Source organism: Pseudomonas bharatica CSV86, from assembly GCF_000319305.2.
Classification (GTDB): Bacteria; Pseudomonadota; Gammaproteobacteria; order Pseudomonadales; family Pseudomonadaceae; genus Aquipseudomonas; species Aquipseudomonas bharatica.
Window position 1 is genome coordinate 246,295 of sequence record NZ_AMWJ02000001.1, and the last position, 19,998, is coordinate 266,292.

Here is a 19,998-nt window from a genome sequence, read left to right on the forward strand (position 1 = left end):
TCCCACAATGAATAAACTCCCGCAAATCACCCTGGCGTTCTGGATCATGAAGATCTGCGCCACCACCCTTGGGGAAACGGCCGGCGACCTGCTGTCGATGACCCTGAACGTCGGCTACGCGCTAAGCTCGGTGATCCTGATCAGCCTGTTCCTCGCCACGCTTCTGGCGCAACTGGTCTCGCGCAAATACCACCCGGCGCTGTACTGGCTGGTGATCCTCTCCACCAGCACCGCCGGCACCACCATGTCCGACTTCATGGACCGCACCCTGGGCCTGGGCTACGCCACCGGCTCGGCGATCCTGATCGGTATCCTCGCATTGACCTTCGCCCTGTGGCGCATGAGCGGCAACACCCTCAACGTTAACCACATCAGCAGCCGGCGCGGCGAGATCTTCTATTGGGTGGCGATACTGTTCTCCAACACCCTGGGCACGGCGCTGGGCGATTATCTGGCGGATGATTCGGGGCTGGGCTTTGCCGGTGGTGCGTTGCTGATCGGTTCGGCGATCTGCCTGGTGGTGATCGCGCGCTACGTGACCCGGATTTCGCCAGTGGCGCTGTTCTGGATCGCCTTTGTCCTGACCCGGCCGTTCGGCGCGACCCTTGGAGATTTCCTGACCAAACCCTACGAGAAGGGCGGGCTGGATTTCGGCACCGTGGGCTCTTCGGCAGTGCTGGGCGGGGTGTTGCTGCTGATGGTGGGGATGGCTTATTACTTTAATGCCCGGCGGACCCAGCAGGCTGAGTTGGCGCGGATATCCTGAACGTCACTTTGCCACGAGAGGTCGTTGTGCGATCCCTCGTGGCAGGTGGATTCAGAGAGGGGGTACCCTGACTTCAAATTGTGTGCATCCACATAGTGGCGTGTCTGGAAATCCAGCACCGAGGAAAACAGGCGGCTAGCGTCCTCGTCCACCCCCCATGCCTGGGCGAGCTTGTCCCTGGTATGCACCGCTGTCTGACGCCACGGGCCGGCTGCGCTGAGCCGCTTTTCCCATGCTTGCACGAAGCCCTTGAGTAATCCGGCATCGTGATCATCCAGACAGGGATAGCGGCGCAAGCGGTCCATCAGATAGAGCAACCTGCGCTTGCGTAGCAAGGGCAGTGCAGGGTCATCCAGACGCTCATGAACCTTCGCTTTGGCATGATCGGTATCGAACCAGACAGATTTGGCAAAGCAGGCAAAAACATCCTCATCCACTTTGTGGAGAGGTTCTTTGCTGACTTTCACCACGACCTGCTCGAGTGCATCGTGCTTGCGGGCCTTGGCTTTAGAATTGGTAACCAAACTCATCCAATACCAGTCTCAGATAGCTCAGGGTGGTCGATTTGTCGCAAGGACAGTAGTCGATGGCTTGCCTGGCAAGCATATCAAGACTTTTCAGGTTCACATTCCTTGTTCGGATAAGCGTACGAATATCTTCGTGGTCACGATCGGTGAAACGACCGAGTTTGGTAATGATGAGATCGATGGTAGCTGCCACGAAAACCTGCAAGCGAGCGGCCTCTTGGCCGGGGGAGAGCGGGATGGCCCGTTCGTTGAAGTCCTCATGGATCGGACACAGTGAGGTATTGAAGCGCGTGTCGTATTGGACCTGCATGTCACGTCCGTTCAGTTCATAGTCTTCTGGCTCGCCGTCAAGTAATGCGATTATCTCCGTTCGGTTCACCCCCGCGGCTATTTCTAGCTCGGCGTCGACATCTGCGCTGCCGCGAGCGTTGGTCAGCATATGCAACGCGCAGCCGCCAAAGATGTAAGCCTTGAATGCACCCGAAGGCTTTCCTTCCAGTAGCGGAAGAACGCGATCAAACAGACGAATCACAGCAAGAGTAAGAGGTGTCTCGAAGTATTCTGGTACGTGGTTGTTCATTGATGTCTCCAATAAAAAAGCCCCCGACTTTCCGGTCGAGGGCTTCGTTTTCAGCAGATCACGGGTGATCTAATCAGTCAGTCACGATCCGCGAGTGCTTCTGTGTGTCCTTCATGAACACATACACCAGCAGCGAGCAGGCGATGCAAGCGGTGACGTACCAGTAGTAACCGGTCTCCATGCCCGCGCTCTTGAACCACAGCGCTACGTATTCAGCCGTACCGCCGAAGATCGATACGGTCAGCGCGTACGGCAGGCCGACGCCCAGTGCGCGGATCTCGGTAGGGAACAGCTCGGCCTTCACCACGGCGTTGATCGAGGTGTAGCCGCTGACGATGATCAGCGCCGCCATGATCAGGAAGAACGCGCCCCACCAGCTTTGCACGGTGTGCAGGGTCGAGAGGATCGGCACGGTGAAGATCGTGCCGAGTACACCGAAGGCGATCAGGATCGGACGCCGGCCGATCCTGTCCGACAGCGCGCCGATCACCGGTTGCAGGCACATGAACAGGAACAGGGTGGCCGCCGAGATCATGGTCGAGTCGGTGATGCTCATGCCCACGGTGTTGACCAGGTACTTCTGCATGTAGGTGGTGTAGGTGTAGAACGCCAGGGTGCCGCCCATGGTCAGGCCGACCACGGTGGCGAGTTCCTTCGGATGGCGCAGCAGGGTGCGCATCAGGCTTTCCTTGGCCTTGGGCTTTTCCTTTTTGGTGAAGGACTCGGTCTCTTCCATGCCGCGGCGCAGGTACAGCGCAACCACCGCGCACAGCGCGCCGATCACGAAGGGTACGCGCCAGCCCCAGGCGTACAACTGCTCGGTGGTCAGGGTCTGTTGCAGGACGATCAGCACGGCGAGGGCGATGAGCTGGCCGGAGATCAGGGTCACGTACTGGAAGCTGGAGAAGAAACCACGGCGTTTCTTGTCGGCCATTTCGCTGAGGTAGGTGGCCGAGGTGCCGTATTCGCCACCCACCGACAGGCCCTGCATCAGGCGGGCGATGACCAGCAGGACCGGCGCCGCGACGCCGATGGTTTCATAGCCTGGGGTCAGGGCGATGACCAGGGAGCCGAAGCACATCAGCAGCACCGAAGCCATCAGCGCCGCCTTGCGCCCCTTGCGGTCGGCGTACAGGCCCATCAGCCAGCCGCCGATCGGGCGCATCAGGAAGCCCACGGCGAAGATCGCGGCGGTGTTGAGCAGTTGCGCGGTGGTGTCGCCGGCCGGGAAGAACGCCTTGGCGAAGTACAGGGAGAATGCGGCGTAGACGTACCAGTCGTACCACTCGACCATGTTGCCCACCGACCCGCTGAAGATCGATTTGAGGCGGCTGGAGGTGGTCTTTGGCGCAGCCGTGGCAGTGGCTGCCCCGGCAGGCAGGGTGGAAGTGTTATCCATTGGACGGAACCTTCATGTTGTTTTTGTGGTGGCGCGTTGGAGCGCGGCCTGCGGGGGCTATAGCAGGAGGTGTGCCAGGGGAACCGGGGTGGCCCCAATCGCTGGCAAGCCAGCTCCCACAGGTCCTGTGTCAGGCCCGTATTCAGCGGCTTGCAGGGAACCTGTGGGAGCTGGCTTGCCAGCGATGAGGCCAGCCCAGGCAACAACAATGAAGGGCTTGATAAGCGGATTTCCGCTTATGGAATGTAGGATGCAAGCGGAAATCCGCTCATGGCCTATCGAGAAAATCCTCCCGCACCAGCCCATGGCGCTGCATTTTCTCGTTCAGGGTCCGCCGCGGCAGTTGCAGCTCCTCCATCACCGCCTTGATTTCCCCTTTATGCCTCCGCAGCGAGGTACGCAGGCAGTTGGCCTCGAACGCCTCGCTCTGCGCTGCCAGCGAGGAGTCCGCCGCCACCTGCGGCGCCGACGGATCGCTCAGGCCCATGGCATGGCGTTCCGCCGCATTGGCCAGCTCGCGCACGTTGCCCGGCCAGTCATGCCCGAGCAATTGCCCGAGTTGGGCGATGCTCAACGGCGGCGCGGTGCGGCCGGTGCGCTCGGCGGCATGCCGGGCGAAATGTTCGAACAGCAGGGGAATGTCCTCGCGCCGCTCGCGCAGCGGCGCCAGGCGCAGCTCGGCAATATTCAGCCGGTACACCAGGTCCTCGCGAAAGCGCCCGGCGCGGGCTTCTTCGAGCAGGTCCGGCTTGGTCGCGGCGACGATGCGCAGATCCACCTCGATGCTCTGGTTGGCCCCCAGGCGTTCCAGCCTGTGCTCCTGGATCACCCGCAGCAGCTTGGCCTGCTGGGCCAGGGGCATGCTTTCGATCTCGTCGAGAAACACCGTGCCGCCGTTGGCATATTCCAGCTTGCCGATGCGCTTGCCCTGGGCGCCGGTAAAGGCCCCGCTCTCGTGGCCGAACAGCTCGGCCTCGAACAGGTGCTCGGGGATAGCCGCGCAGTTCAGGGCCACGAACGGCTTGTCCGCCCGTGGCCCGAAATCATGCAGGCAACGGGCGACCTGCTCCTTGCCGCTGCCGGTTTCGCCGCGGATCAGCACGTTGACCGGCAACGCCGCCAGTTCCAGCACCTGGCGGCGCAACTGTTGCATGCCCTGGGTCATGCCGAGCAGGGTGGCTTCGAGGCGGGTCCTGAGATCGGCCTGTTCGTGCAGGCGGCGGTTCTCCAGGATCAGCCGGCGTTTCTCCAGCGCCCGTTGCAGGCTGCCCAAGAGGCTTTCCGGGCTGAAGGGTTTTTCCAGGAAGTCGTAGGCGCCGTTGCGCATGGCCTCCACCGCCATCGGCACATCACCGTGGCCGGTGAGCAGGATCACCGGCAGGTCGGCATCACGCGCTTGAAGCGCTGCCAGCAGTTGCAGGCCATCCATGCCGGGCATGCGGACATCGCTGAGGATCACCCCGGGGAAATGCGCCGGCAGTTGCGCCAGGCATTCTTCGGCGCGGCTGAACGGCTGCACCTGGAAACCGGAGAGCCCCAGCCATTGCTGGACCGCCGTGCGGATGCTGGCTTCATCGTCGACGACAATCACCGAATTCAACATACGGGCTCCGGATCACGGGGAAGGGTAAAGCTGAAACGGGCGCCGCCAGGCTGGTTCTCGACTACCAGGCGGCTGCCGGCCTCGTGGATGATGCCATAGGAAATCGCCAGGCCCAGCCCCAGCCCCTCACCTACCGGCTTGGTGGTGAAGAACGGATCGAAGACATTGCCCAGGTGTTCCGGGGCGATGCCGCCACCGCTGTCCAGCACGCTCAGGCGCCAGCCATCGGTCTCGGCCTCGATGCGGATTTCCAGGCGGCGAAAGCCCTTGTCGAGCATGGCGTCGAGGGCGTTGTGCAGCAGGTTGATCAGTACCTGTTCCAGGCGGATCGCATCGCCGCGCACCCAGGCCGGTCGCGCCAGGTACAGCGCGGTGCTGACGTTTTCCGCGCGGATGCGTGCATCCAGCAGTTGCAGGGCGTGGTCCACCACCGTGGCCAGGTCCAGCCGTTCGCGCAGGCCACTGGGGCTGTTGCGGGCGAAGGTCTTGAGGTGGCCGGTGAGCGAGGCCATGCGCGTGAGCATTTGTTCCAGCGGCACCAGGGCCTGGCGGGCGTCTTCCAGGCGATCGTGGTCCAGCAGCAGGCGCAGGGTCGCCAGTTGCATGCGCTGGGCAGTCAATGGCTGGTTCAGTTCGTGGGCCAGGGCGGCGGACATCTGCCCCAGCGCCGCCAGCTTGGTCGATTGCACCAGGCCTTCCTGAGCAGTGCGCAGCTCGCGTGTGCGTTCTTCCACCAGCCGCTTCAACTCCTCGCGGCTGCGCTGGCGCAGGCGGGCCAGGCGCAGGCGCTGGCTGACGAAGAGCACGGCGAAGACCAGGCTCAGCCATATCGCCGCTGCCGCCAGCGCGGCGTTCCTGCCGTCGTTGCCGGTCTGTGGCTGGCGCAACAGGTGCAGGGTCCAGCCTTCGCTTTCCAGCGGCAGGCTTTCCCACAGGTAATCGACCGATCCCTGTGGCCCCTGCACCCGCACCAGGTTGCTGGTGTCGTCGAAGCGTTCGAGCACCTGCCGCTGCAGCGGTACCAGCGCTTGCTTGTCGTACTGCCGGGTCTGTTCCAGCTCGTTGAAATCATGGGCCGACAGCGTATTCAGCTTGCGATAGCGCCAGCCATCCTGGTTGGCGATGAAGATGATCCCGCGCGAGTCGGTGACCAGGACCACGTCATTGCCCTGGCGCCACTCCCGTTCGAGCTCGGGAAACTCTAGCTTGACCACCATGGCGCCGAGGAAACCCTGCTGTTCGTCGGTCACGGCACTGGAGAGGAAATAGCCGGGAATCCCGCTGGTCACCCCGACCGCGTAGAAGCGCCCGGTGCCCTGGCTGCGGGTCTGCTTGAAGTAAGGGCGGAACGCATAGTTGTGGCCCACGTAGGTGGTGGGCAGCCGCCAATTGCTCGCGGCTACGGCCAGGCCGGTGCGGTCGAGCAGTTCCAGGGTCGAAGAGTTGGCCGCGCCGTTGATGCGCTCCAGCTTGTGGTTGAGATGGTCCTGGGTGGCTCCTTCGACCGGGCCGCGCAGGGCGCTGATCAGTTCGGGATCGAGGGCCAGCACCGCCGGCAGGGCGCGGTAGCGTTCGATCAGGGTATGCAGCGAGTTGGCGTACAACCCGAGCTGCTGGCTGGCGCGGGCGGCGTCCTCGAGCATTGCCTGCTGCTCGGCGTGCTGCCGCGCCCAGGTGGCGGCGATCAGGGTGCCGGCGGCGATTGCGAGGACGATCAGGCCCAGGCGCAAGGTGCGAAAGGAAAGCGACATGACAAGCCATCCGGGCGAGGGGGAAGGCCGGAGGGCGCTTCCCCTTGGGCGTGGCGACGCTTACAGCAGCTCGAAGCTCTGCTGCTGCACCGACTCGGAATCCAGGCCGACCTGTACGTTGAACTCGCCCGCTTCGGCGGCGTACTTCAACTGGCTGTTGTAGAACTTCAGGTCGTCCTCGCTGATGCGGAAAGTCACCGTACGTTCTTCGCCCGCCTTGAGCAGGATCTTCTGGAAGTTCTTCAGTTCCTTCACCGGCCGGCTCATCGACGCGGCGACGTCTTGCACGTACAGCTGGACCACGGTTTCGCCGTCGCGCTTGCCGGTGTTCTTCACCGTGACGCTGGCTTCCAGGCTGGCGCCTTTCTTCAGGGTCTTGCCCGACAGGGTCAGCGGCGACAGCGAGAAGTCGGTATAGCTCAGGCCATAGCCGAACGGATACAGCGGGCCGTTGGGCTCCTCGAAGTACTGCGAGGTGTAGTTGCCCGGTTTGCCCGGGGTGAACGGCCGGCCGATGCGCATATGGTTGTAGTACATCGGGATCTGCCCCACCGAGCGCGGGAAGGTGATCGGCAGCTTGCCCGACGGGTTGTAGTCGCCGAACAGCACGTCGGCGATGGCGTTGCCGCCCTCGGTGCCGGAGAACCAGGTTTCGAGGATGGCATCGGCCTGCTCGCGCTCCCAGGCGATCGACAGCGGGCGGCCGTTCATCAGCACCAGCACCAGCGGCTTGCCGGTGGCCTTCAGGGCCTTGATCAGGTCGCGCTGCACCGCCGGGATTTCCAGGGTGGTACGGCTGGAGGATTCGTGGGACATGCCACGGGATTCTCCGACCACGGCCACCACCACGTCGGCGCTCCGCGCGGCCTTCACCGCTTCGTCGATCAGTACTTGGGCCGGACGCGGGTCGTTGACGATTTCCGGGGCGTCGAAGTTGAGGAAGTTCAGGTAATCGAACATCGCCTTGTCGCCGGTGATGTTCGAGCCCTTGGCGTAGACCAGCTTCGCCTTGTCGCCGATGGCGCGGCGCAGGCCTTCGCGGACGGTCACCGAATGCACCGGCTTACCGTCGGCGGCCCAGCTGCCCATCATGTCTATCGGCGCATCGGCCAGCGGGCCGACCAGGGCGATGGTGCCGCTCTTCTTCAGTGGCAGGGTCTGCGCACGGTTTTCCAGCAGCACCAGGCCGCGGCGTGCCACGTCGCGGGCGGCTTCGCGGTGCAGGCGGGAGTCGGCGTAGTAGTCCGGTACATCGTTCTCGGCCTTGCCGATACGCACGTAAGGGTCCTTGAACAGGCCCATGTCGTACTTGGCACCCAGCACTTCGCGTACCGCCTGGTCGAGCTCGCCCTGGCTGACTTCACCGGACTTGAGCAGGCCCGGCAGTTCCTCGCCGTACAGGGTGTCGTTCATGCTCATGTCGATGCCGGCCTTGATCGCCAGCTTCGCCGCCTCGCGGCCGTCGCGGGCCACGCCATGGCGGATCAGTTCCTGGATGGCGCCGTGGTCGCTGATGGTCACCCCATCGAAGCCCCACTCCTTGCGCAGCAGGTCGTTCATCAACCAGGTGTTGGAGGTGGCCGGCACGCCGTTGATCGAGTTCAGCGCCACCATCACCCCGCCAGCACCGGCGTCGATGGCCGCGCGGTAGGGAGGCAGGTAGTCGTTGTACATCTTCGGCAGGCTCATATCGACCGTGTTGTAGTCGCGTCCGCCTTCCACCGCGCCGTACAGGGCGAAGTGCTTGACGATGGCCATGATGCTGTCCGGCTCGGCCGGGCTCTTGCCCTGGAACGACTCGACCATCACCTTGCCGATCTTCGAGGTCAGGTAGGTGTCTTCGCCGAAGCCTTCGCTGGTGCGGCCCCAGCGCGGGTCACGGGCGATATCGACCATGGGCGCGAAGGTCATGTCGAGGGAGTCGGCGGCGGCTTCGACGGCCGAGGTGCGGCCGACCGTGGCGATCGCCTGCATGTCCCAGGACGAGGCCATGCCCAGGCCGATCGGGAAGATGGTGCGGTTACCGTGGATGGTGTCGTAGGCGAAGAACATCGGGATCTTCAGGCGGCTGCGCATGGCGGCGTCCTGCATCGGCCGGTTCTCCGGGGCGGTGCGCGAGTTGAAGGTGCCGCCGATGCGGCCGGCGGCGATCTCCTCGCGGATCTTCTCCCTAGGCATTTCCGGGCCGATGGAGATAAGGCGCAACTGGCCGATCTTCTCGTCCTGGGTCATCTGGCCCAGCAATTTGTCGACGAAAGCCTTCTTTTCCTGCAACTGCGCGGCGGCGGCGGAGGTATCGGCCAGGGCGACCTGACTGGCCAGGCTGACGAGCAGACCCAGCAAACACAGTTTCTTCATGAATTCTGTTCTCGTGGCTCACACCGGTATTCACGGGCGATACCGGCCAGCCGAAATTGGGGGAGCGGCTATTGTTGTAGTTTGCTGGGGCACGTTTTTAGCCGATGGAACCCGTACTCGCCAGCAGCGGTCACGGATTATGCCTCAAGTGCGGCGGCAAACGGACAAACAAGGAGCTTCACACGATGGTTGCAATCACCCGTGGCAAAACCTGGGTGCTGATCCTGCTCGCCAGCCTGCTGGCCGGCTGCGGCATCAACAACATTCCCAGCTACGACGAACAGGTCAAGGCGGCCTGGGGCCAGGTGCAGAACCAGTACCAGCGCCGCGCCGACCTGATTCCCAACCTGGTGGAAACCGTGAAGGGCTACGCCAGGCATGAACAGGACACCCTCACCGCGGTGATCGAAGCCCGGGCCCGGGCCACCTCGATCCAGGTGGATGCGAAAACCCTCGACGATCCGGAAAAACTCAAGCAGTTCCAGGCCGCCCAGGCCCAGTTGACCGGTGCGCTGAGCCGCTTGATGGTGGTGGCCGAGCAATACCCCAACCTCAAGGCCGACCAGAATTTCCTCGCCTTGCAGTCCCAGCTCGAAGGCACGGAAAACCGCATCGCCGTGGCGCGCAAGGACTTCATTGCGGCGGTGCAGAAGTACAACACCGAGATCCGCACCTTCCCGGGCGCATCTGGCACAGCCTGATGTACAGCGACCTGCCGCTGCGCGAGAGCTTCGAGGCTACCAGCGCCAATGCCGACAAAGCGCCTGAAGTGAAGTTCTGATGCGCGCGTTCAAGGCCTTTGCCTTGCTGGCGCTGCTGCTGGCAGCGCTGGTGGTGCGTGCCGACGTGGTGTTTCCCGCGTTGAGCGGGCGGGTGGTGGACGATGCCAACCTGCTTGACGCCCACACCCGCGTCCAGTTGAGCCAGATGCTCGAAGCCCATGAACAGGCCACCGGCGAGCAGGTGGTGGTGGCCACGGTGCCTGACCTGCAGGGTTTGCCCATCGAGGAGTACGGTTATCAACTCGGCCGGTACTGGGCATCGGCCAGAAGGGCAAGGACAACGGCGCCCTGCTGATCGTCGCACCGCAGCAGCGCAAGGTGCGGATCGAGGTGGGTTACGGCCTGGAAGGGCTGCTCACCGATGCGCAGAGCTCGGTGATCATCAACCGCATCATCCTCCCGGCGTTCAAGCGTGGCGAAATGAGCCAGGGCATCGTCCAGGGCAGTGCGGCGATCCTCCAGGTGCTCGGCGGCAATCCGCTGGCGCAGCCGTCGCGGGCCAGTTCCGCGGACGGCGAGGGCGAGCCGCCGTCATTGTGGGCGATCGGTTTGTTCATCGTGCTGGTGGTGGTTGTGCTTTATCTCCAGGGCCTTGGAGGCGGAGGCCGGCGCGGTGGGCCTGGCGGTGGATTCGGTGGCGGGTTTGGCGGGTTGGGGGTGGTCGCGGAGGTGGCGGCGGCTTTGGTGGAGGCGGTGGCAGCTTTGGCGGTGGCGGCTCCTCCGGTAGTTGGTGATCCCACCATTTCCCTAGCCCCTGGAGAACCCTGTGGGAGCTGGCTTGCCAGCGATAGGGCCCTGACAGACACCATCATTGCTCCTGCTGGCCTCATCGCTGGCAAGCCAGCTCCCACAGGGTTCTGTGGTGAGGCTGAAACTGTTCAAAGGAAACACAATGGCACTACTTAACGAATTCCAGCAACGCCAGGTCGCCGAGGCCATCGCCGCCGCCGAGCGCGAAACCGACGCCGAGCTGGTCACCGTCCTGGCCCGCAGCGCCGACGACTACGCCTATGTCCCGCTGGTCTGGGCCAGCCTGCTGGCGCTGCTGGTGCCGGGACTGCTCTTCTACCTCACCGGCTGGTTCAGCGCCCACGGCCTGCTGCTGACCCAATGGCTGACCTTCATCGTGCTGGTCCTGATCCTGCGGTTACCCGTCTTCACCAGCCGCCTGGTGCCGCGCCGGGTTCGCCAGTGGCGCGCGTCGAACCTGGCCCGCCGTCAGTTCCTCGAACAGAACCTGCACCACACCGCCGGCCGCACCGGGGTGCTGATCTTTGTCTGCGAGGCGGAGCGCTACGTGGAGATACTGGTGGACGACGGCATCGCCGCGCGCCTTGACGACCAGGTCTGGGAGGCACTCGTCGCCACGTTCACCGCCCAGGTCCGCGCCGGCCAGGTGCTCGAAGGCTTCCTCACCTGCATCGCTGCCTGCGGTGACCTGCTCAAGGCCCATGTTCCGGCTACCAGCCAGCGCAACGAACTGCCCAATCGCCTGGTCCTGCTGGAATGACGCGCTGATCGAAAACCTGTGCGCTGGCCGGGCATCCACGTAAAATGCCCGGCATTGAACCCGAGGCACCCCTCTCCCATGTCTGCTATTCCCTCCACCCAGGCCGCGCCGGATGCCCGTGCGCAGTTTCTCGCTCTGCTCGCCGACGCCCTGCACCAGCAGTCCCTGGTCAAGCTGGTACTGGCCCGGCATGTCGGCGACGAAGCCGACCTGCAGCGCATCACCGCCAAGCCGCTGACCGTCAAGGGCACGCCCAGCCTGCAATTCGTCTATCGCTACAAGACCCGCGACATCACCCGCAACCTGGCGCTGGACGAGGCCCTGGCGCAGATCGGCGAATGGCTGCCGGGTTCGTTCCGCAACGCCCACCTGCTCAGCCTGGCGGATGAAGCGCAACTGGAGTTCAGCAAGAAGGGCAAGCCCATGCTCCACCGCAACGCCGCGCAGCAGGTGCGCCAGGTTGCGGCAGGCGAGCATGACCGCGAGAAGAAGCGCTACCTGGAACTGAGCCGGCCCTTCCTTCACGACCTGGGCGTGACCGACAAGCAGCAGGCGCTGATTCCGGCGATGTCGCGCAAGTGGAAGCAGATCAACAAGTTCATCGAAGTGTTCTCCCACGCCTTCGGCAGCGTGGCGTTGCCGGTCGAACAGCCGGTGCGGGTGGCGGATTTCGGCTCGGGCAAGGGCTACCTGACGTTCGCCATCCACGACTACCTGAGCAATACGTTGCAGCGTCCGGCGCAGGTCACTGGCGTGGAACTGCGCGCGGACATGGTCGAGCTATGCAACAAGGCCGCCAGCCACCTGGAGCACCCGGGGCTGGTGTTCGAACAGGGTGATGTACGCAGCGTGGTGCCGGCCAGCATCGACGTGATGATCGCCCTGCATGCCTGCGATATCGCCACCGACTACGCGATCCATACCGGCATCCGTTGTGGAGCCGCGATCATCATGTGCTCGCCGTGCTGCCACAAGCAGATCCGCCCGCAACTGAGCAGCCCGGGCTGCTCAAGCCGATGCTGCAATACGGCCTGCACCTGGGCCAGCAGGCCGAGATGCTCACTGACAGCCTGCGGGCCCTGTACCTGGAAGCGTGCGGGTATGAAACCAAGGTGTTCGAGTTCATTTCGTTGGAACACACCAACAAGAACAAGATGATCCTCGCGACCAAGCGCAAGGAGGCGGGGGATCCGGCGGTGTTGCTGGAGAAGATTGCCGAGCTGAAGGCGTTCTATGGGGTTTCGGAGCACTGCCTTGAAACGCTGCTGCGGGCGGATGGGTTGATTTGAGGGTGTGGCTGATGGCCTCATCGCTGGCAAGCCAGCTCCCACAGGGTCCGCGTGCGCCGTTGGACCTGTGGGAGCTGGCTTGCCAGCGATGAGGCCAGGATGGGCAACCCATCCATAAACTGTTGCATATCAGTCGTGAACTTCACCGATTTCCGACTTTCTTGTAGGTAATTTCCCAAGCATACTCCCCGACCCCGCCTGGTGGTTGCGTCATGTGGAAACGCTGCCTAGTCTGCGTCGGTCGTCGCGATATTGACGATGCCGGATTAGCAGTTCGGCTATGAGCAAACCATCAGCCAGCGCTTTATGGCGGCTGTACGTGTGGGCGCCTTTGGGCGCGCCGGGTTTGCTCATTGACCGGTCTGCTAACCCACGTACAGTCGCCACCCTTCGTTTAGCAGCGGATGTGGCCCACTCGAACTTCAGTGAGCACCACACCATGAAAAAGCTTGTCCCCGATCCACCTCCCGCCCTCTGCGTCGGCCCCGGCCTCTCCCATGAAGAAGCCATCACCCGCGCGGTGGAACACCTCACCAGAGCCATCCTCAAGACCTCATACCTTCCCGACCCGCCCGATGCACGGCACCGGGAAATGCTCAGTGACGCCGTGCTGAACATGCGGATCTCCAAGGCCTTGCTGGCGATTGCCCAATCGCCGTCACCGGTGACCATACCGGTATGAAAAAAGCCGCGGGGCCTGGCTCCGCGGCTTTGTCGTTTATGGCTGCTGTACGCGAGGGCACCTCAGGGTGCGCCGGGTTTGCTCGTTGACCGGTCTGCTAACTCTCGTACAGCCGCCTCCACCCCCTCAGAAGAACCGCGTCACACTCACCCTGGCATTGCGCCCCGTGCTGTAGACGTTGTTGTCACTCAGCATCGGCGCGTAATCCCGGTTGAACATGTTGTCGAGGACGAAGTTGACCTCGGTGCCCTTGAGGTATGGCTGGCGCGGCTTCCAGCTGGCGAACAGGCCCTGGACGTTGTAGGCATCGTTGGCGCGGTGGTCCCAGGCGCTGTCGCCAAGGGCGCTGCCCAGGTCGCCCGGGCCGTACTTGTCGCTGGGCAGGCGGTCGGTCTGGCGTACCCATAGGCCTTTCCAGCCCACCACCGCGTCCCATTCGGGAATCTTCACGCCCAGGCGCGCCACCCATTTCGGTGCCTGTACATCACGCGCCCAGACATCCTCTGCCCAGGGGTTGGTGTAGGCGCCTTCATGCTTGCCGGTCATCCAGGTGTAGGACAGGGTGCCGAACAGCCTGCTGGAGTCGTAGAAGCTTTCCACCTCGAAGCCCTTGTAGGTCACGCCGTCGAGGTTGCGGTAGTTGCCGATCAGGTAGTTGCCGCAGGCCCTGCTGATACTGGCCCCGGTCGGGTTCTGCGCCTGGCACTCGACGCCGAGGTTCTTGAAGATCTCGTCCTTGACCTTGTTGCGGAACAGGGTGGTGCGCACCTGCAGGTTGTCGTCGTTGAACAGCAACCCGGAGAAGTCGGTGACATTACCGGCGCGCAAGGCGGTGATGCGTTCCGGGTCGAGGTTGCGGCTGGTAGCACTGCGGCTGCTGGCGGCGCTCTGCACTTCGTACTGCTCGTCGATCACCGGGGCCGCCAGGTTTTCGAGTAGTCGGCGAAAAAGGCGGTGTTATCGGTGGCACGCCAGAACAGCGCCAGGCGCGGCGACCAGCCGGTGTAGGTCTTGTCACCGTAGTCATGGCCGGCGGAGGCGACGTTGTAGAACGGGGCGTCGTTCTGCTCGCCACGGTTGCGCACGTGGTCGTAGCGCAGCGACGGGGTGAGGGTCACCTGGCCCAGGGTGATGGCGTCCTGTACGTAGGCGCTGTTGGTGTCCACCTTGCCGTGGGGCATGAAGGCCGGCTGGAAATGGCCGTAGTTGTAGTTCCGGGTGTTGTACGTGGCACCGGGCATCCACATGTCCACTTCCCGGGCATGCCGGTGCAGTTCGACGCCGGTAGTCAGCGAGTGCTCCAGCACACCGGTGTCGAACTGCGAGGTGTTACGCACTTCGACGTTGCGGTCCTTGTACTCGGTGTCCATCCTGCGCCCGCCGGTGGCGAGCTGGAAGAAGGCGTTGGGCCCGCGTTCGTCGGTCTGGTCGACGTCGGACTCCGAGTACTTCACCTCGAGGTTGACCCACGGGTTGTCCACCGGCTGGTAGCGGTACTTCACCGACCAGGTGGTGTCGATGGTTTCGCGGTCGGCCAGGAAGCGGCGAATGGCCTGGTCGTAGCCGTAGCGGTCGATGTTGGCCTGGGTGGGGGCGTGGAATAGTTGGTCGACGAATAACGGGTCATGCGCTCGTTCTTCGAGCGCGAGTAGGAGAGGCCGAGGGACTGCTCGTCGGTGAGCTGGACATTCAGCTTGAACAGCCCGCCTTCCAGGTCCTGGGCGCTGTCGGGCAGGCGCTTGGGGTTGATCGGGTACTGGTTGCGCGGGTCGGGCAGCGACGAGGCCAGCTTGAAGTCATCGCCATCGCGCTTGGTCAGGTACACCAGGGCGTCGATGCGGCGGTCCTCGGTGCGACCGAACAGTGCCGAGCTGTACACCTGCTGATGATCGTTGCTGGAGTAGCCGTACTTGACCATGGCGCCGCTGTCGCGACCTTCTTCGAGCAGGTCCGGGGCGTCCTTGGTGGTCATGTTGACACTCCCGCCGAGGCCGCCGAGGCCGCCGTTGCCGACGAAGGGCGAGTGCGGGCCTTTCTCCACTTCGATGTGCTTGATCAGTTCCGGCTCGATGAACATGGTGCCTTGCTGATAGCGCTCAAAGCCGGTCTTGGTGGCGCCATCGACGGTCAGCTGGATGTCCTCGGCGTCGCCCATGCCCCAGATGTTGATCTTCTGTCCGCCGGGCAGCATCGAACCGGCCATCTCCACGCCGGGCAGGGTGCTCAGCAGCGTGGGCACGTTGTTCGCCTGTTCGCGATCGATATCGCGCTGGGTCAGGGTCGAGCGGCCGACGGTGGCGGGGGTGACCTGCTGGCCGTCGCCGACAATGCTCAGGGCGCCAAGCTGGAGGCTGGTGTTGTCGTTGCCGGGAGGCGTGGTCTCGCTCTCCCGGGCCCGGACCACGAAGGTGTTGCCGACCTTGACCAGGGCGAAGCGGCTGCGGGCGAGCAGGCGGGTGATGGCTTCCTCGGCGCTGAACTCGCCGTTGATGGCCGGCGCGGACACATTGCGCAGCAGGTTTTCGTCGAACAGCAATGGCACCTTGGCCTGCTGCGCCACCTGGCTCAGCGACGTGGCCAGCGACTGCGCCGGCAATTGCAACTGCACCGGCGCGGCCTGGGCCTGCAGACTCAGGGCCAGGCACACGGCAAGCAGCGATGGGCGGGCTGGCAACGGCTTGAAAGCTCGAAACATGAATTCCCCCGGAACGGCCAAAGGCCAAAAAAGACGGTGTTGACGGCGCAGTCGGGGAGGAAGACGCGGGGCGGGGAAAACCCTCACCTGCGAATGAAAATATTTCTTACCAAGCTCTTCTGAGACAGAACACGGACCCTGTGGGAGCTGGCTTGCCAGCGATGAGGCTGGCATGGGCAATGATGTTGCCAGGTCTGGCCTAATCGCTGGCAAGCCAGCTCCCACAGGGTTTTTTGGCGCTCCCGTCAGATTACTTGCGCTCGATACGCATCCGCCCGTCCGCCAGCGCCACGGTCTTCACCGGCAGCAACACCGGCAGGGCATTCAGCAGCGCATCCGGATCATGTACATCGAGGTTGCCGGAAACCTTGTATCCGCCCAGCCCCGGATCGGCCAGCAGCACCGCCGCCGGCCGGTACAGCGAGAGCTCGTCCACCAGGCTCGCCAGCTCGCGATTGCGGAACGCCACGTGCCCGCCGCGCCAGTCAGCCACTTCGCCGTCGCTCAAGGCCTGCCGGCTCAGGTCGCCACGGGCCAGGTTGTACACCGCGCGCTGTCGTTCGCCCACCAGCAACGGCTGGCGACGTTCCCCTGGGGTTTCGAAGGCGACCAGGCCATGGGACACGCTGAGCACCAGCTCGCGCTCGCCGCGGCGCAGGTCGAAGGCCGTGCCCACCACCCGCAAGCGCGCAGTGCCGGCATCGACGAAGAGCGGCCGTTCCTTGTCCGGGGCGACGTCCAGATAAACCTGGCCCTGCTCCAGATGCACCAGGCGCCGCTCGGCATCGAAGTCGATGCTCAGGCGTGTGTTGGCATTGAGCTGCAGGCGCGTGCCATCGGGCAGGGTGACGTTGGTGGGCTGTCCGTCCTGGCTGGCCAACTGGCGCTGGACCGAAGTGGCAGGCACGCCGATAGTGCCGGCGAGCAGGGCGCAGACCAGCGCCGCCGCCGTTGCCAGCGCGGGGCGCCAGGACGCGGTCCTGCGTGGCCGCAACTGGACCGGTTTGTCCAGTGCCTTCAGCGCGGCGAGATCGTCCCACAGCTCTTCGAATTGCTGGTAGGCGCGGGCGTGGCCGGGCTGTTCCAGCCACTGCGCGAAGGCCTTGCGCGAGGCCCGCGTGTGGTCGTTGCGGTTGCGCGTGAACCAGCTCGCCGCCTGGGCGTCGAGCGAACGGATGTCCGTTTCAGGTAGGGTCATTCCGGTTGCTCCGCAACGTTGTCACTGTCCAGGCGCTGTTTGCAGTAGAGCAATCCAGCGGCGATGTGCTTTTCCACCATGCTGACGGAAATCCCCATGCGTGCGCTGATCTGTGCCTGACTCAAACCTTCGAAGCGGTGCAGCATAAGGGCTTCGCGGCGGCGCGGCGAGAGTTCGGCCAGGACTATTTTCAAGCGTTCCAGGCGTTGCATGCGCTGCGCTGCAGCCAGGGGATCGGCCGCGCAAGCTTCGCTGGTGCCTGCTTCCCCGCTGTCGGCCTGGTCGTCGATCACCCCATGGCGGACTTTCTGCCGGCGCCAATGATCGCGCAGCAGGTTGCGTGCCATCTGGAACAGGTACGCGCGCGGCTGCTCGACCCGGGCCCTGTCGCGGTAGCCCAGCCATTGGGTGAAGACGTCCTGGGTCATGTCCGCGGCATCGCTGGCGTTATCCATGCGCTTGCGCAGGAAGTGCAGGATATCGGCGTAGAAGCCATGGCAGGTGTCCTGTGCGAAGCGATCGGGTTTGGTGCGCTGCATGCGAACTTTCCAGGAAATGCCGGAAGGGAAAGGTCGCGAATGTTATCGAGAATTATTGCTATTTGCTACTCGATATCAGCGGCGTTTCCGAGTGATCGCCGCCGGCGCTGGAACGTTAAGATCGGCGCTGCCCAGCGGGTGGCTGGTGGCGTCGAAGAAATACAGGGCGATATCCGGCGTGTCCCCGAAGATCCGCATGAAATGCTGTTTCTGGCTGATGATGGCGGCCTCGCTCAACGGCAGGATCGCGATGGCCAGATGAGGCGGCCGGGCCTGCTGGATGGCGTGCAGCAGATGGCGGTCGGCGCGGTCCAGGTGATGGCCGAACAGGCACAGGCCTTCAGCATGGTTGGACAGGGCAGCGTAGCTCCAGGTCAGGTAGTCGGAGCTGCGGATCGCCCTGAGCTTGTGCTCGCTGGTGCATTCGTTGACGAACAGGGGCACGTCCCCCGGCGTGTTGATGGCAAAACCGTCGAGCAACTGGCTGCCAGTGGCGGCGCGCAGGCGTGTACCGCCGTTTTCGGTGCGCAGCAGGTGCAGGCCGCCATGCAGGTAGTGCAGGCGGGTGCCTTGGCCATGGGTGCGGCTGACATCGAAGTGACCATCCTCGTCGAACAGAGACTGGAAGCCTTGCGGGTCATGGCTCATCGCCCAATGGCAGAGCAGGTCGTAGTTGCCGCTGAATATGCTGCGGTAGTTGCGCAGTTCGCTGTTGATCGTGGCGAGGGTGGCCTCGGGCAGCAGTTTCCAGGGGATGTGCACGCTGCGCACGGCATGGATCAGCGCTTCCTTGATCGCGTAATAGCGGTTCAGCGGCGCCGACGAGCCGATCGCCAGCGCGGCATTGACCCGCACCGTGGTGTTGAGGGCGCTGAGCACGGGCTCGAACAGCTCGCTGCCCAAGGACTTGAACAGCGCCTGGTCGCTGACCCCGAGCGGCTTGTTGCGCACCCGCTGGGCGATTTCGAACAGCGAGAAATAGCTGAACGGCCGCCAGATCGCCCGGCTGGCACCATTGCCCAGCAGCAGGCCAGTGCAGGGATGGCGGGCGGCGAGGTCTGGCCAGGAGGCGAGGGAAGCGTCTAGGTCGGCGGTCATGGCGTATCTCGTAGGAATCTGTTGCAAATCGGCAGGGCGGGACTTTAGCACGCCACGGGTTGTCATCCGGGACGGCGACTATGCTTCGGGCCGGTTTTTACAAGGAGACAGCCAATGCGATTGAAGGACATCTGCCTGGGCCTGGCCCTGGTCGGCCTCACATTCCAGATCCAGGCCAGCGACACTGCGGCGCTGGCGAAAGCCCAGGGCATTCCGTATCCCGCCGTTATCGCCCACCGCGGTGCTTCCCATGACGCACCGGAATCCACCGCCGCGGCCTACCAGCTTGCCCGGGACCTTGGCGCCGACTACCTGGAGCTGGATCTGCAACGCAGCCGTGATGGCGTGCTGGTGGTGGTGCATGATGACGACCTGGGTCGCACCAGCGACGTGGCCGAGCGTTTTCCCGAGCGCAAGGCCAGTCCGGTCAGTGCCTTCACCCTGGCCGAATTGAAGACGCTGGATGCCGGCAGCTGGTTCAACCGTGCTTACCCGGACCGCGCGCGACCCACCTTCGCTGGCTTGAAGATCCTCACCCTGGACGAGGTGATGGATATCGCCGAAGCCAATCCGGCGCGCACGCCCGGGCTGTATATCGAGACCAAGGTGCCGAACCAGTTTCCCGGGATCGAACAGGACCTGCAAAAGGCCCTGGAAAAGCGCGGCTGGCTCGATCAGCCCGGGCGGGTAGTGTTGCAGACCTTCGACCGCAACAGCCTGGCCCTGCTGCACAAGGCCATGCCGCAAACGCCGAAGGTCTTGCTGTTGTGGCTGGGCGAGGACCATGTCGAGGCAGCGCCGGGCCAGGCCTTCGCCGAATCCGGCCTGCCCGACAAGGCTGCCTGGTATGCCCGCCAGCAGCCGAAGGACCGTGGCGAATTCGAGCGCTGGCTGGACATCGCCAAACACACGGGCGCCGTCGGCATCGGGCCGTCCACCGCACTCGCCGCCGGCGGCGAGCAGAGTTATGCCGACCTGGCCCAGCCGTGGATGAATCGCATGGCGCATGAAAAGGGCCTGCTGGTGCATGTCTACACCGTCGATGAGCCGGTGGATTTCAAGCGGGTCAGCGAGGCGGGCGTGGATGGCATCTTTACCAACAGGCCGGGTGCGCTGCTGAAATACCATGGCCGACCGGTAGCGCAGGATGAAGCGCTGCTGCTCGGGGCCGGCGGCTGGTAAGCCTCCCTGGAGGCGGCGTAGACTGCGGCCTCCACCTTT

Annotated in this window: 13 protein-coding genes and 4 pseudogenes; 7 read left to right on the forward strand and 10 right to left on the reverse strand. The window is 63.9% G+C overall.

All coding sequences use genetic code 11. The annotated features are described in order from the left end of the window. The first annotated feature begins 7 nt into the window (after nt 1-7). Nucleotides 8-766, forward strand: coding sequence for a COG4705 family protein (locus tag CSV86_RS01145; RefSeq protein WP_009401163.1), 759 nt, complete (start codon nt 8-10; stop codon nt 764-766). Here CSV86_RS01145 and CSV86_RS01150 read toward each other — a convergent pair. The 6 genes from CSV86_RS01150 to bglX form a co-directional block, all read right to left on the reverse strand. Continuing rightward, the gene (locus CSV86_RS01150) at nt 715-1,296 is read right to left on the reverse strand and encodes a hypothetical protein (RefSeq protein WP_170394300.1); all 582 of its coding nucleotides are present in this window, start codon (nt 1,294-1,296) and stop codon (nt 715-717) included. The two genes, CSV86_RS01145 and CSV86_RS01150, sit on opposite strands and share 52 nt — an antisense overlap. After that, nucleotides 1,274-1,873 (reverse strand): DUF6036 family nucleotidyltransferase, encoded by a 600-nt coding sequence (locus tag CSV86_RS01155; protein ID WP_009401161.1) that lies wholly within the window; start codon nt 1,871-1,873, stop codon nt 1,274-1,276. The genes CSV86_RS01150 and CSV86_RS01155 overlap by 23 nt, the downstream gene beginning before the upstream one ends. 73 nt (nt 1,874-1,946) lie before the next feature. Then, nucleotides 1,947-3,272 carry an MFS transporter gene (locus CSV86_RS01160; protein WP_009401160.1) on the reverse strand — a complete coding sequence of 442 codons (1,326 nt, stop codon included), beginning with the start codon at nt 3,270-3,272 and terminating at the stop codon, nt 1,947-1,949. 268 nt (nt 3,273-3,540) lie between these two features. Continuing rightward, nucleotides 3,541-4,875 carry a two-component system response regulator MifR gene (mifR, locus tag CSV86_RS01165; protein WP_009401159.1) on the reverse strand — a complete coding sequence of 445 codons (1,335 nt, stop codon included), beginning with the start codon at nt 4,873-4,875 and terminating at the stop codon, nt 3,541-3,543. Further along, entirely contained in the window at nt 4,869-6,626 is a 1,758-nt protein-coding gene (locus tag CSV86_RS01170; protein WP_009401158.1) for a two-component system sensor histidine kinase MifS, read from the reverse strand. The genes mifR and CSV86_RS01170 overlap by 7 nt, the downstream gene beginning before the upstream one ends. Before the next feature lie 60 nt (nt 6,627-6,686). Next, entirely contained in the window at nt 6,687-8,984 is a 2,298-nt protein-coding gene (gene bglX, locus CSV86_RS01175) for a beta-glucosidase BglX (RefSeq protein WP_009401157.1), read from the reverse strand. A 185-nt stretch (nt 8,985-9,169) separates the two neighbouring features. On the opposite strand from bglX, the pseudogene CSV86_RS01180 reads away from it, so the two are divergent. The 5 genes and pseudogenes from CSV86_RS01180 (at nt 9,170) to CSV86_RS31570 (ending at nt 13,247) form a co-directional block, all read left to right on the forward strand. Then, nucleotides 9,170-9,765, forward strand: a pseudogene (locus tag CSV86_RS01180) (LemA family protein). Further along, nucleotides 9,765-10,500: pseudogene (locus CSV86_RS32650) on the forward strand (TPM domain-containing protein). The pseudogenes CSV86_RS01180 and CSV86_RS32650 overlap by 1 nt, the downstream one beginning before the upstream one ends. 158 nt (nt 10,501-10,658) lie before the next feature. Continuing rightward, on the forward strand, nt 10,659-11,276 hold the full coding sequence (locus tag CSV86_RS01190) for a TPM domain-containing protein (RefSeq protein ID WP_009401154.1): 618 nt from the start codon (nt 10,659-10,661) through the stop codon (nt 11,274-11,276). Nucleotides 11,277-11,354: 78 nt separating this feature from the next. Continuing rightward, nucleotides 11,355-12,565, forward strand: a pseudogene (locus CSV86_RS01195) (class I SAM-dependent methyltransferase). Nucleotides 12,566-12,845: 280 nt separating this feature from the next. Continuing rightward, complete coding sequence (locus tag CSV86_RS31570) at nt 12,846-13,247, forward strand: M29 family metallopeptidase (RefSeq protein WP_240160363.1); 402 nt, start codon at nt 12,846-12,848, stop codon at nt 13,245-13,247. 126 nt (nt 13,248-13,373) lie between these two features. Here the strand turns inward: CSV86_RS31570 and CSV86_RS01205 are convergent. From CSV86_RS01205 to CSV86_RS01220, 4 genes and pseudogenes are all read right to left on the reverse strand, one after another. After that, a pseudogene (locus tag CSV86_RS01205) lies at nt 13,374-15,942 on the reverse strand (TonB-dependent receptor). Between the two features lie 250 nt (nt 15,943-16,192). Continuing rightward, on the reverse strand, nt 16,193-17,140 hold the full coding sequence (locus CSV86_RS01210) for a FecR family protein (RefSeq protein ID WP_009401150.1): 948 nt from the start codon (nt 17,138-17,140) through the stop codon (nt 16,193-16,195). Continuing rightward, nucleotides 17,137-17,679 carry an RNA polymerase sigma factor gene (locus CSV86_RS01215; protein ID WP_009401149.1) on the reverse strand — a complete coding sequence of 181 codons (543 nt, stop codon included), beginning with the start codon at nt 17,677-17,679 and terminating at the stop codon, nt 17,137-17,139. The genes CSV86_RS01210 and CSV86_RS01215 overlap by 4 nt, the downstream gene beginning before the upstream one ends. Nucleotides 17,680-17,754: 75 nt before the next feature. Beyond that, nucleotides 17,755-18,777, reverse strand: coding sequence for a DUF4917 family protein (locus CSV86_RS01220; protein ID WP_009401148.1), 1,023 nt, complete (start codon nt 18,775-18,777; stop codon nt 17,755-17,757). A 114-nt stretch (nt 18,778-18,891) separates the two neighbouring features. Here CSV86_RS01220 and CSV86_RS01225 point away from each other — a divergent pair, with 114 nt between their 5' ends. Further along, on the forward strand, nt 18,892-19,959 hold the full coding sequence (locus tag CSV86_RS01225; protein WP_009401147.1) for a glycerophosphodiester phosphodiesterase: 1,068 nt from the start codon (nt 18,892-18,894) through the stop codon (nt 19,957-19,959). The last annotated feature ends 39 nt before the right edge of the window (nt 19,960-19,998 follow it).